Source organism: Amycolatopsis sp. MtRt-6 (genome assembly GCF_017308975.1).
Lineage (GTDB): Bacteria > Actinomycetota > Actinomycetes > Mycobacteriales > Pseudonocardiaceae > Amycolatopsis.
Genome location: NZ_JADWPD010000011.1, coordinates 216,714 through 229,176, shown reverse-complemented (window position 1 = coordinate 229,176; position 12,463 = coordinate 216,714). Strand labels below are relative to the sequence as shown.

General features: G+C 72.1%; 9 protein-coding genes. 2 read left to right on the top strand and 7 right to left on the bottom strand.

All coding sequences use genetic code 11. From position 1 onward, the window contains the following. Positions 1–42: 42 nt before the first annotated feature. Positions 43–2,394, bottom strand: coding sequence for an alpha-L-fucosidase (locus I4Q55_RS20840; protein WP_206789861.1), 2,352 nt, complete (start codon positions 2,392–2,394; stop codon positions 43–45). Between the two features lie 238 nt (positions 2,395–2,632). Between I4Q55_RS20840 and I4Q55_RS20835 the strand changes: the two genes are divergently transcribed. Both I4Q55_RS20835 and I4Q55_RS20830 read left to right on the top strand, forming a co-directional pair. Then, complete coding sequence (locus tag I4Q55_RS20835; protein ID WP_206789859.1) at positions 2,633–2,899, top strand: hypothetical protein; 267 nt, start codon at positions 2,633–2,635, stop codon at positions 2,897–2,899. Positions 2,900–3,271: 372 nt separating this feature from the next. Then, positions 3,272–4,492 carry an SGNH/GDSL hydrolase family protein gene (locus I4Q55_RS20830; RefSeq protein ID WP_206789858.1) on the top strand — a complete coding sequence of 407 codons (1,221 nt, stop codon included), beginning with the start codon at positions 3,272–3,274 and terminating at the stop codon, positions 4,490–4,492. Here the strand turns inward: I4Q55_RS20830 and I4Q55_RS20825 are convergent. Genes I4Q55_RS20825 through I4Q55_RS20800 form a run of 6 tightly spaced genes read right to left on the bottom strand, consistent with a single transcriptional unit; the run spans position 4,450 to position 12,463 of the window. Further along, positions 4,450–5,757 carry an MFS transporter gene (locus I4Q55_RS20825; RefSeq protein WP_206789856.1) on the bottom strand — a complete coding sequence of 436 codons (1,308 nt, stop codon included), beginning with the start codon at positions 5,755–5,757 and terminating at the stop codon, positions 4,450–4,452. The genes I4Q55_RS20830 and I4Q55_RS20825 overlap by 43 nt on opposite strands. Next, the gene (locus I4Q55_RS20820; protein WP_206789853.1) at positions 5,754–6,296 is read right to left on the bottom strand and encodes a GNAT family N-acetyltransferase; all 543 of its coding nucleotides are present in this window, start codon (positions 6,294–6,296) and stop codon (positions 5,754–5,756) included. The genes I4Q55_RS20825 and I4Q55_RS20820 overlap by 4 nt, the downstream gene beginning before the upstream one ends. A gap of 53 nt (positions 6,297–6,349) precedes the next feature. After that, the gene (locus I4Q55_RS20815; protein ID WP_206789852.1) at positions 6,350–6,826 is read right to left on the bottom strand and encodes a radical SAM protein; all 477 of its coding nucleotides are present in this window, start codon (positions 6,824–6,826) and stop codon (positions 6,350–6,352) included. A gap of 2 nt (positions 6,827–6,828) precedes the next feature. After that, positions 6,829–11,583, bottom strand: a complete 4,755-nt coding sequence (locus I4Q55_RS20810; RefSeq protein WP_206789850.1) for a DUF6531 domain-containing protein — start codon at positions 11,581–11,583, stop codon at positions 6,829–6,831. Then, positions 11,577–12,122, bottom strand: coding sequence for a YbaB/EbfC family nucleoid-associated protein (locus tag I4Q55_RS20805; protein WP_206789848.1), 546 nt, complete (start codon positions 12,120–12,122; stop codon positions 11,577–11,579). The genes I4Q55_RS20810 and I4Q55_RS20805 overlap by 7 nt, the downstream gene beginning before the upstream one ends. Continuing rightward, positions 12,119–12,463 carry a type VII secretion target gene (locus I4Q55_RS20800; RefSeq protein WP_206789941.1) on the bottom strand — a complete coding sequence of 115 codons (345 nt, stop codon included), beginning with the start codon at positions 12,461–12,463 and terminating at the stop codon, positions 12,119–12,121. Before I4Q55_RS20800 ends, I4Q55_RS20805 begins: the two co-directional genes overlap by 4 nt.

Here is a 12,463-nt window from a genome sequence, read left to right as displayed (position 1 = left end):
TGGCGATTCCCTCGGCCCATGGTGGCGAACCTCCGCCGATCTTCAGCTCCAGGCGATCTTGAACACCCAGGTGTAGCGGCCGGCCTGCCGGGCCGCCGCCGGGACGTCGATCACCAGCGAGCCGTTCTCCACCGTCCAGTGCAGGGTCCCGCGGTACCCGAGCAGCGTCACCCGGTCACCGCTGCGGATCGGCACCGGCGCGTCGACCACCAGGCGGCTGCCCGGCGCGGTCAGCGAATGCACGTAGAACGCCTCGTTCTGCTTGACCGTGAACCGCAGGTCGCCGAGCTGGGCCAGCCGCGACCAGTACGTCGTGTCGTAGATCGCCTCGCCGTTGACCTTCAGCCACGCGCCCGCGTCCCGCAGGTGCCGCTGCATGACGTCCGGGATCGTGCCGTCGAGGTCCGGGCCGATGTCGAGCAGGAAGTTGCCGTTCTTCGAGACGATGTCGACGAGCGTGCGGACGACCTCCTCCGCCGTCATGTAGCGGTCGTCGGGGGTCGCGCGGTTGTAGCCGTAGGAGAACGGGTCGAGGCCGCGGCTCGCCTCCCACTTCGCCACCACGGTGTTCGGGTAGGTCGTGTACTCCGGCGTCGTGAAGTCGTGGTCCGGGATGCCGCCGCGGTCGTTGTAGGTGACGTCCTTGGGGCGCTTGCGGTTCTTCGCGCGGTTGAAGTACTCGGTGAGCACGGTCCGGCTGTCGTTGACCCCGCCGATGTCGAACCACAGGACGTCCGGGTCGAACTCCGAAATCAGTTCCAGGACCTGCGGCGCCTGGTAGTCGCGGACGAAGTCCTTCCCCGCGGTGTAGCCGGTGTAGGGCAGCGGCGCGCCGGTGTAGGGGTTGCGCGGCGCGTGGCCCATCCACGGGTTGTCCGGGTTGAACCACTCCGGCAGCGAGAAGTACAGGCCGTTGCGCAGCCGCGGGGTGTACTTCCGGGACGCCGCGAACAGCTCGGCGACGATGTTCCGGCGCGGCCCGAGCTTGACCGAGTTGCGGTCGCTGACCTTCGTGTCCCACAACGCGAAGCCGTCGTGGTGCTTGGACGTCAGGACGTAGTACTCCGCGCCGGCGTCCGCGATCAGGTTCAGCCAGCCGCGCGGGTCGAACTTCGCCGCGGTGAAGAGCGGGATGAAGTCGTCGTAGGCGAAGTTCTCGCCGTACTTCTGCCGGTGGTAGGCGTAGGTGGCGCCGTTCGGGTCCTGCTGGTTCTGCCAGTACCACTCGGCGTACTGCTGCCCCACCGGCGCCCAGGCGGGCACGGCGTACACGCCCCAGTGGATGAAGATGCCGAACTTGGCGTCGGTGAACCAGTACGGCGCCCGGTGCGTCGACAACGAGGCGCCGGTCGGCCGGAAGTCCGGGATGCCGAGGGTGATCGGCACCTGCCGGGTCGCCAAGGTGCCACGGCCGGCGGTGACGCGGATCTGGCCGTTCGTGGTGGTGCCGGGCGGCACGGACGCGTTCGGGGCCAGGCCGAGCCGGACGGTCGCCTGCTCCCCCGGCGCCAGCGCGCGGACGGCCGCGGGCACGGTCGTCCGGCCGCCGGGGACGTCGACGGTGACGCTCACCCGGTCGCCCGCGCCGAGCCACACGGTCCCGGCGTTGACGATGGTCGCTTCGGCGGCCTGCGGCCCGCCGTCGGCCAGCAGGTTGGCCGTCGACCGGCCGTCCAGGACCAGCGCCGAGCGGCCCACGGCCACCGGCTGGAGAGTGAGCGCGAAGACGTGCAGGCTGGCGACGTTCGGCGCCGGGTTCGCGGTCGTGGGCAGGGTCAGCGCGACGGCCTCGCGGGCCGGGTCGACCCAGACCTGGCCGGTGGCCACGGAAACCGGGTTGTCGTCGACGACGCCGCCGGGGGCGTAGCGAAACGGCGAGACGAGCGCGCCGCTGCCGGTGTACCAGTCGGGGCCGGACAGGGACCCGGTGCTCGTGCTGCCGTCGGCGTAGTGCACGGTCGCCGGGCCGCCCGCCGCGCCGTAGCTGGCGGCGACCAGGAAGTAGGCGGCGAAGTAGCGGCCCTTCGGCAGGTCGATCCGCTGCCCGGTGGCGGCGATGTTGTTCTTCGCCCCGGCGGCCGCGGACCCGAGCTCGAACGGGACGCCGCCGGCGGTGACGGTCTGCCCGGCGGGCAGGTGCTCGGCCGGGAAGGTGTAGCCGGACCCGTCGAAGTCGCCGCCGGTGGCCGACGCGCTGTCGATGCCGTCGCATGAGAACCAGGGGTCGAGGGCGACCGGGACGGGTGGCGGGGGCGGCACGATCGGGGTACCGGGGCTGTCGGCCGCGGCGCCGACCGGCACGGCGGCGCCGGCGGGCGTCCGGCCGGCCGCGCTCAGCGCGACGGCGCCACCGAGCGCGATACCGAGGGCTTGACGGCGGGGGAAGGTGGGCACGAAACCTCCAGGGATCGGATGACTGCGGCGGATTGGCGGCAGAGTTCATCCCCAAGAGGGCACAACTGTCGCCAGTGAAGCTGATTCATCCGATGAATGACCTTGCTCGGTGGCCCTCGCCGTGTCAAGGGGCCAACCGGACCGATCGAAGTGAACCGCGCTCGTGTTCGCCGCGTATCACTGGGTAACGAGCTGCAGCAACTCGCACCGAACCCAGCCGCACCGAAAGGCCAGACCGATGTCCACCCACCCGAACGCGCTGAGCCGCCGCGCGATCGCCATGCTCAAGGCGGTCGCCGAAGGCCGTGCCGAGCTCCGCTGCAGCTGCGAACCCGATCTCCGCGTCGACGGGTTGTCGTGCTGCGACCAGAACACCGCCCACGACCTCGCCCACGCCGGGCTGATCAGAGCCACCCGGCTCGTCGCGCCCGGCCAGTGGGCGCCCGCCGAACTGACCGACGCCGGCCACCGCGCCCTGACCGGATTTCCCATCGCCGCAGCCTGAGCCTCCCGCTCGACAGCCGTGAAGGCCACTTCCCGCCCCCCGGGAGGTGGCCTTCACGGCGTTCGGCCCGCGTCGGGCGAGAAACCCCCGAAACTGCGCTGAACCACTCCGCACCGGCGGCCGTGCTTTGGGTGAGGGCGTCTCGCACACGCCCTCCGGGGTTCACCACGACGCAACGATCCGGGCCAGCCTCCGCCCGATCGGGACCGGGTACCCCGGCGAGCGGCCGTCGCGGCAACGGCCACCTCGCGCGGGCCCGTCCGGCATCCCCAGAATCCCGGACGGGCCCGCCCCCAGCTGTCGCGGATCTTGTCCGGTGCCTCACCTGATCAGCGGTCGCCACCCCGTGGACCCACGCGCGACGGTGGGATCATGCGACGTTTCGTGGCCGTGAGCGCGGCCGTCCTGGCGGGCATCGGTCTTCTCACCACGCCCGGGAGCGCGAACCCGGAAAGCGCTCTCCCGGCACCCGCGCAGCACGCGGTCGGCGGCTGGGTCGGCACGTGGGCCGCCGCGCCCGCGTCCGCCGTCCCGAACACGCCGGACGGTTACCCGGGCTACTCGATCCGCAACGTCGTCCACACCAGCGCCGGCGGCGGCCGCGCCCGCGTCCACCTGTCGAACGCCTTCGGGGCTTCTCCCCTGAACTTCGGGCACGTCACCATCGCGGTCCAGGGCACCGGACCGGACGCCGTGCCGGGCACCCTGCGGTCCCTGACCTTCGGCGGCGCCCCGAGCGTCGTCGTGCCCGCCGGCGCCGAGGCCCTGAGCGATCCCGTGAACCTGCGGATCCCCGCCGGCACGAACCTGCTCGTGACGACGTACGTGCCTTCGAAGTCCGGGCCGGTGACCCACCACCCGGCCGCGGCGCAGACGTCGTACTTCACCCGCACCGGCGACTTCGCCGCCAGCGAGTCCGGCGCCCCCTACACCGAGCAGACGTCGGTGTGGCACTACGTCTCCGGCGTCGACGTCCAAGGCGGCGCGGAAGCCTCGATCGTGACACTCGGCGACTCGATCACCGACGGCGTCGGCTCGACCTCCGGCGCCAACCGCCGCTGGCCCGACTACCTCGCCGACCGGCTGCACGGCCGCTTCGGCGTGCTCAACGCCGGCATCAGCGCCAACCGGCTGCTGCTCGACGTGCCCGGTTCCGGCGCCGGCCAGAACGCGCTTTCCCGCTTCGACCGCGACGTGCTGAGCGTCGGCGGCGTGCGGACGATCATCGTGCTGGAAGGCATCAACGACATCCAGCAGACGCCGCACCAGACCGACCCGGCCGCGATCACGTCGGCGTACCGCCAGCTGGTGGCGCAGGCGCACGCGCGCGGCATCCGGGTCCTCGGCGGCACGCTGACACCGTTCAAGGGCTGGCGGGTCTACGACGACACCCTCGAAGCGACCCGCCAGGCGGTGAACAGCTTCATCCGCACCGGCGGGGTCTTCGACGGCGTCGTCGACTTCGACGCGGCGATCCGCGATCCGGCCGACCCGCTCCGGATGCTCCCGGCCTACGACTCCGGCGACCACCTCCACCCCGGCGACGCCGGCTACGAGCGGATGGCCGCCGCCGTCCGGCTCGACCGGCTGTGACCGCGGGGGATGAACAGGACCGCGACCAGGCTCAGCACCGCGACCGCCACCAGGTAGAGCGACACCGAAAGCGAAGTGCCGGTGGCGGTCTGCAACGCCGTCGCGATCAACGGCGCGAAGCCCCCGCCCAGCACCGCGCCCACGGCGTAGGAGAACGAAGCGCCGCTGTAGCGGTAGCGCGGCTCGAACAGTTCCGCGAACAACGCCGACTGCGGCCCGTAGGTGGCGCCGAGGCCGATGTTGAGCACGATCACCGCCACGAGCAGCCACGCCGTCGCCTTGGTGTCGACGAGCAGGAAGAACGGGATCGGCCAGAGGACCAGGAGCACCGATCCGGCCAGGTACACGGGTTTTCGCCCCACGTGGTCGGACCAGGCCGCCGCGCCGAGGATGCTCACCAGCCACGTCACGCTGCCCACGATCACGACGACCAGCAGCGTGGTGCGCGGGATCTTCAGCACCGACGTGCCGTAGGACAGCAGGTACGCCAGGAAGATGTAGCCGATCGCGGTGTTGGCGATGAAGCTGCCGGACGCCACCAGCAGCGCCCGCGGCCGCTCGCGCAGCACTTCGACCATCGGACGGCTGCTGCGCTCCTCCGCTTCCCGCAACCGCGTGAACACCGGGCTCTCCTCGATCCGCAGCCGGATCACCAGCCCGACGCCGACGAGCACGATGCTCGCCAGGAACGGCACCCGCCAGCCCCAGGAGGCGAACTGCGCCTCGGTCAGCGCGCGGCCGAGGACGAAGAACACCAGCTGCGCCAGGATCAATCCGGCCGGGACGCCGATCTGCGAGAACGCGCCGTACCGGCCGCGGCGGTCCTCGGGCGCGTGCTCGACCGCCATCAGCGCCGCGCCGCCCCACTCGCCGCCCGCGCTCAGCCCCTGCAGCAACCGCAGGACCAGCAGCAGGATGGGCGCCCAGACCCCGATCGCGGAGTACGTCGGCAGCAGCCCGACGCCGACGGTCGCGAAGCCCATCAGCAGCAGCGACAGCACCAGCATCGCCTTGCGGCCGACGCGGTCGCCGAAGTGGCCCCAGAGGATGCCGCCGACCGGGCGCGCCAGGAACCCGACCCCGAGCGTCGCGAAGGCGGCGAGGGTCCCGGAGGCGGGCGACAGCGTCGTGAAGAACACCTTGTTGAACACCAGCGCCGTCGCCGTGCTGTAGATGAAGTAGTCGTACCACTCGATGGTGGTCCCCACCGCGCTCGCCACAGCAACCCGCCGCAAGGGCCGGGCCGCGACCGCGCGGCCGCTCACGAGCCGGCTAGTGCGGCTGCCGGGACCAGGTCGTCCACGAGCAGGTCCATCAGCAGCCCGTCGTGCCAGCTGCCGTCCGGACCGCGCTCGTAGGACCGCATCGTGCCGACCGGGCGGAAGCCCAGCGACCGGTAGAGCCGGATCGCCGCCTCGTTGCCGGCCGCGGGGTCGATCACCAGCCGGTGGTGCCCGCGCACCGTGAACAGGTGCTCGGCCAGTGTGCGAATGGCGTCCGAGCCGAGGCCCCGCCCCTGGAAGTCCGGGTGCACGGCGATGTCGATCCCGGCGTGGCGGTACTGCGGGTCGGCCTCCTCGAAGGCGAGTTCGATGCCGACGACGGTGTCGTCGTGCTCGATGGCGTAGGTCGTGGTGCCTTCGTCGGGGTCCAGCAGATAGGACACCTGGGCGGCCACCGGCTCCTCGGCGTCGGCCCACCAGCGGGCGACTTCGGGGTGCGACAGGATCTCCTCGAACCGGGCGGCGTCCGGGGCGGCGGCAGGCCGCAGCCGGACACGGCTTCCGGTGATCAGGCCGGTCATCGGCCCAGTGTCGCCCGCCCGGACGCCCGCTGTCGAGACCCCGAAAGGACTGCTCAGGAGTAGACGGTGACCACGTCCTGCCCGGACTCGGCGACCTTGCGCAGGGCGGCGAGCACGTCGTCGATCACTTCGGCGTCGTCCTCGTCCAGGTCGCCGGGCCGGTCGTCGCCCGCTTTCGCGAGGGCTTCGGCCAGTTCGCCGGCGAGCACGAACCCGACCATCGGGTAGTCGTTCCAGACGATCCCCTCGAGGGTGCGTGCGAGCAGGTGGTCGGCCACGTCCGCGCCCAGCAGCCCGGCGAGCACGCCGTCGAACAGCTCCTCGCGGAACCAGTCGCCGCCGGAAGAGGAGTGGCCGGTCCGGCCCACCTCTTCGCCCATCGCGAGCGCGGTGCGGGCGACGGCGTCCGCCACCTCCGGTGTCGGTTCGCCCCCGCCCGCGTCGCGGAAGGCTGCCACCACCGGGTCGGCGGCCACCCGCGCCCGGAACTCGTCCGCCGACATCGCGCGGAAGACCAACGCGTAGCTCATGCCTACTCCCCGTACCCTGGCGTCACCTTGACGACCGCCTTGCCGTCCGGGCCGACCGTCGTGTTGACCGGAACGTACTTGACCGGCGGGTCGCCCTTGTGGAGCGCGTTCCAGATCGACGTCCCGACCTCGCCGCGGCCGTCGTAGGTCGCGTTCTCCGGCTTGCTGTTCTTCATGTTCGCGGCGACGTCCTTGAGGTACTCCGTGCTGCCCTGGTCCATCCGGTGTTCGTTGGGCCGGTTCGCGGGCGGCACCGGGTCACCGGTGTTCGGGTCGAACTTCTGGACCCGGCCGTGCATCGGGCCGCCGGTGAGCGTCGAGCCGTTGCCCTTCGCCTCGACCACGTGCAACGTCTTGCCGTCCCAGTAGGCGACGTCGGCGACGTTGTTGCCGTTGAAGGCGACCGCGTTCGGCCACGGCTCGCCCTGCTTGGTGCCGTACTTACCCGCCGGCAGCGGGTTGGCCTTCGTCGGCGTGATCATGTCGAGGTCGTCCTTGCCGGTGACCTTCTTCAGGTAGTCGTGGGCCCCGGCTTCACCGACATCCTCCGACCGCTTGGTCTTCGTCTTGCCGGCGCCGCCGTCGTCCTTGAACCGGCGTTCCTCACCCTTCGGGAAGTTGTGGTACTTGTCGACCGCCGGGTGCTTGAGGTCGTCGTTGACGATGTCGCCCGGCTTGTAGTCCTTGCCGGTGTTGGGTTTCTTGTTCGAGCCGGACCCGGACGCCTGCGTCGAGTCGTCCTCGGAGCGCTTGCGCTTGGGGACCCGGTCGTCCTTGACCTTTCCGCACGGCGACACCGTCGGTGCCAGGCCGAGCGGGTCGGCCGCGACGAGCGGGTTCGCCACGTACGCGACCGGGTTCGGCGCCGGGTCGAGGCCCAGCGGGTCCGGGCTGAGGTACCGCCCGGTCGCCGGGTCGTAGTAGCGGTAGACGTTGTAGTGCAGGCCGGTCTCGGCGTCGCGGTACTGGCCGGGGAACCGCAGCGGCGTGCCGCTCGGGTCGGCGACGTCGTTGCCCCACAGATCCGCCTGCCCGCGCCACAGCAGCGATCCGGTCGCGTCGACCAGTTCGATCGGCGTGCCCACCTGGTCGGTGACGACGGTGGCCAAGCGCCCGGCGGCCAGCTGGGCCAGGGGCTTTCCGTCGTCCGGGTGGTACTCCCAGGTGGTGACCCGGGTGCCGGCCTGTTCCTCGACGAGGGTGGTGCCGTCCCAGGTGAACAGCACCTGCTCGGCCACCACGGGGGCGCCACCCGGGCCGGCGACGATCCGCTGCTTGGCGGTGCGCCGGCCGAGCGGGTCGTAGCGGTAGCGCCAGTGGGTACCGTCCGGGGTGACGACGCCGGTGAGCCGGCCGAGGGCGTTCCACGCGTACAGCCAGACGGCGCCCGCGGCGTCCCGGCGGGACACGAGCCGCCCGTGGGCGTCGTACTCGTAGGCCGCGCTGTCCGATTGCGTGAGCCGGGTGCCGGTGTAGAACCGGCGTTCCCGGGCCGTGCCGGTGATGTTGCCCGCACCGTCGTAGCGGTACTGCTCGGCGCGATTCGGGCCGGTGACCGCGGTGACCCGGCCGGCGGCGTCCAGCTGGTAGCGCACCGGGCCGCTCGCGTCGTCGTCGACGCCGGCCAGCTCGCCGTCCGGCCGGTACTCGTACCCGCGGGTGTGCACCCGCTGTCCGGCGACCGTGACGGTCTGCCCGGTGAGCCGCTCCCCCGCGTAGGCCTGTTCGAGCACGACGTCACCGAAGACACGCCGGGTTTCCGCGCCGCCGTCGTGCCCGAAGCGGATCGACTGGCCGGCGGTCTCCAGCGCGACCGGGGCGCCGTCCGGGTCGAACCGCCACACACTGTCCACTCCGGACGGTGTGCGGCGGCGCACGAGGTGGTTTTCGTCGTCGTAGCCGAATGAAATCGTCCGGCCGTCGACGGTGTGGGCGAGGACGCGGCCGGAGTCGTCGCGTTCGATGTCCACCCGGGACTCGGCGTTCGCCGCGCCGGCGAGCCGGCCGACCGGGTCGTGGACGAAGGTGGTGAGTTCGTCGGCCGTGCGGCGGGAGACGACGTTGCCGAGCGCGTCGTAGCCGTACTCGACGACCAGGCCGCCGGACTCCGAACGCACGAGCCGGCCCGCCGCGTCGTGGGTGTAGCGGGTCACCCGGCCGTCGAAGTCGGACTCGGCGGCGAGCCGCCCGGCCGGGTCGTAGGTGTAGTGCCAGGTCAGCCCGGCCGGGTTGGTCACCGCGACCAGGCGCAGCTCGGTGTCATAGGCGTACGCCGTGCGCGCGCCGGTCGGGTCGGTGACCGCCGTCAGCAGGTCGAACGGGCCGTACTCGCGGGCTTCGGCCTGGCCGAGCAGGCCGGTGTGGCCGAGCTCGTTGCCCTGCCGGTCGTAGCGCCAGACCTCCTGGGCGCCGGACGGCGTCGTCCGGGCCAGGAGCTTTCCTTCGACGCTCCAGCGCAACGCGGACCGCCCGCCCGCGGCGTCGACGACGGCCTTCGGACGGCCGAACAGGTCGGTGCCGTCGGGGCGCTCGCGCGCCTCCGCGGCAGTACCGGGCTCGGCTGTGCCCGGTGCTTCGTCGGCGGCACCGTCGGCGATGCCGGGCAGCGTGGTGTACGGGTCGGGCGCGCTGCCCGCCGGGTAGTGGCGCCGCCAGACGCGGCCGGCGGCCTCGACCGCGATGTCGAGGGCGCCGCCGAGGTGCCGGGTGACGGCGACGCGGCTGCCGTCGGGACGCACGACCGCCCGCAGTTCACCGGCTTCGCCGTGCTCGAACAGCGTCGTGTGGCCGAGCGGGTCGGTCCGGCTCCGCAGCCGGTCATAGCGGTCCCAGGTGTACGTCGTGACCGCGCCGAGCGGGTCGACGTCGCGCACGAGCTGGCCCAGCTCGTTGAAGTGGTGTTCGCTGGTGTGGCCGAGCGAATCGGTGAACCTCGTGACGCGCCGGGCGGTGTCGTAGGCGAACCGGCCGTCGAGGAAACCGCCGTCCCCGACGGTGACCACGCAGCGTCCGTCGGCGTCGTAGACGTAGCGGTACCAGATGCCGTTGCGGTCGTGCCAGCCGGTGATCCGGCCGGCGTCGTCGTACTCGAACCGGACCGGGGTCTCCGACGAGTCGGTCACCGCGACCAGCCGCCCGCGCGGGTCGTAGTCGTACCGGACGGCGCGGACGCGGTAGCCGGTGTCGCCGTCGACGACGTCCACCGCCACCACGCGGCCGCGGTCGGTGGTGAGCGCGACCTCGTAGCCGACCGAATGCTTCAGGCGCGAAGGTTCACCGGAAGGCGTGTAGGCACACTCGATCACGGCGCCGGTGGCGTCTTCGACCTGCCGCAGCGGCTGCAGCGCGGCACCGCGGCCGGGCAGCGGCGCGAAGGTGAGGGTGCGCCGGGCGAGGGGGTCGTGCAGTGTGTAGCCGCCGGCCGTGCGGGTCAGCGGCCGCCGCGGTCCTTCCAGCGGCAGCACCGGGACGCCGGGTTCGGCGTGCGGGTAGACCAGGACCAGGCCGTCGGCGGAGAAGAAGCAGACGTGCTCGTCGTCGAGCTCCAGCCGCTGGTCCACAGTGGACGTCCACGTGGGACCGAACCACTGGCCGGCCCGGTAGGACGAGATGTGCGTCCGGTCGAGCACGAGCGGGAGCGGGTCCGGCAGTTCGAGGTCGCGCTGCTCCAGGATGACATCGCCGTTCGCGACGTCCACCGGGTCGGACTTGCAGACGCGGTCGTCCGGGCCGACACCGCGGTCGCGCGGGTTGTCCGGCTTGTTCGACGAGCCGCCCTTGCCGCCGTCGCCCTTGCCCGCGCCCGACGGCGTGGTCGAGCCCCCGCCGGGGGTGGGGTCCGGGCTCTTCGGGGTGTCGTCGGGGCCCTTCGACGCCGGCGGCGGGTCACCCTTCGCGCCGGAGGTCGAAGTGCCGTCACCCTTCGCGCCCGAGGGGCTCGTGTCGCCGTCGGGCTTCGGGTTGCCCTTGATGTCGCCGTGCTTCGGCGGCGGCGCGGCCTTGCCCGGCTTGATGTTCCGCAACGCCTTGGCGGCGTCCGAGAACAGGTCACCGGCCCGCTTGAGCAGCGGAACCAGCGCCTTCAGCGCGGTGACCAGCCGCTTCACCAGATCGGCGATCTTCGACGCGGTCTTCGCCACCGCGTTGATCACCTGCGGCACGACCCAGGTCATCCCGATGCCGAGCGTGAACAGCACCTGCAGCGCCCAGCTGATCAGGTGCCCGATCAGCTCCGCGATGATGTCCCGGACCAGGGCGCGGACCGCGGCCACGACTTCTCCGGCGGTCTTCACCCCGCTGGAGGCGCCTTCACAGCCCTTCTGCGCGGTCTCCAGCAGCGTCACGGTGTCCTGGGCCCGCTGGCGGTAGGTGTCCGCCGCGTTCCCGGTCCAGGATACGGTGTCGGCCTTGACCATGCCGGTCAGGTCCGCGCCGATGCTGCCCAGCTCGGTCGCGATGTTCTTCCACGTCTCGGACTGGGCGGCGATCTCGTCGGCGTTGCCGGTGAGGCCGTTGAGGGCTTCCTTCAGCGGGCCGACGTGCTCCATCAGCCAGCCGACGCCGGCGGCGAGGATCGCGCCGAAGGGGTCCATCGCCATCGACAGCGCGTCCAGCGCGGTCCCGACTGAGCCCAGCGCGACCGACGCCCAGTCGCCGCTCTCGATCGCGGACTTCAGGTCGTTCGCCGACTCCAGCAGCGAGATGCCGGAATACGCCTTCGTGGAATCCTTCGTCTCCGCGACCAGCGGATTCACCACGGATTGTTGTCCTCATCGTCGGTGGGGGCGGGCCGTCGCGACGGCGGCTGCGGGGCTCCGGGTGCGGGCGGGGCCGCGGCGCCACCGGCCGGGGCCGGCGGGACCGGCCCGGGCGCGGCGGGCGGCTGCTCGTCCGGCTCGTCGGGGTCGGGGAACCGGCCGCGCAGGTTGTCGAGCAGCACGCTGCGGGTTTCGCGGTCCTCGTCGCCGAGCTGCTCGGCCATCACCCCGGCGACGCGCTCGGCGATGCCGGACTGCGCCCGCCGCATGGTCGTCAGGATCTGCCGCGAGAGCTCGTCGAGGGGGAACGACTTGACCTTGTTCGAGAACGTCAGGTCGGTGACGGTGCCGTCCGCGCCGACGGTCACACTCACCGCGCCGTCCGAGCTGGTCGCGGTCAGCCGCAGCCGTTCGGTCTGTTCCTGCGCCGCCTGGTAGCGCTGCGCCTTGGCCGCGAACCCGGCCGCCCAGTCGTCCATCCGGCGGATCGTCTCGTCGGGGTCCCGCATGAGGTCCCCCAGTCCGTTCGGGCCCGTCATGCCTTCGTCCTCGCTTCCGCCGAGGGCGACGACGCCGCGAGCTGACGCTCGAACGGCTGCGCGTTGCCCTCTTCACCTTCCCGGTAGGACTTCGCGGCCGCCGTGACGTTGTCCGCCAGCCCGCGCACGCCTTCCGCGGACGCCGTCAGCGCGTCCTTCGCCTGCTCGTTCGTCGGCCGGATGATCGGCGGGAGGAACGAGCACAGGAGCCCGTAGGCGTGGTCCGACATCGCCGTGTCGGCCGCGGAGCTCGCCGTGTTGAGCCGGTCCACCAGGCTCTCGACGTGACTCGCGTGCGCGACCAGGTCGTCCGGTTCGACCTCGAAGCCGGGTGCCGTCAC

Bases quoted from the DNA above. Each gene is read 5' to 3' on its own strand.
- I4Q55_RS20835 (WP_206789859.1), top strand. From the start codon at position 2,633: ATGTCCACCCACCCGAACGCGCTGAGCCGCCGCGCGATCGCCATGCTC.
- I4Q55_RS20830 (WP_206789858.1), top strand. From the start codon at position 3,272: ATGCGACGTTTCGTGGCCGTGAGCGCGGCCGTCCTGGCGGGCATCGGT.
- I4Q55_RS20820 (WP_206789853.1), bottom strand. From the start codon at position 6,296: ATGACCGGCCTGATCACCGGAAGCCGTGTCCGGCTGCGGCCTGCCGCC.
- I4Q55_RS20815 (WP_206789852.1), bottom strand. From the start codon at position 6,826: ATGAGCTACGCGTTGGTCTTCCGCGCGATGTCGGCGGACGAGTTCCGG.
- I4Q55_RS20805 (WP_206789848.1), bottom strand. From the start codon at position 12,122: ATGACGGGCCCGAACGGACTGGGGGACCTCATGCGGGACCCCGACGAG.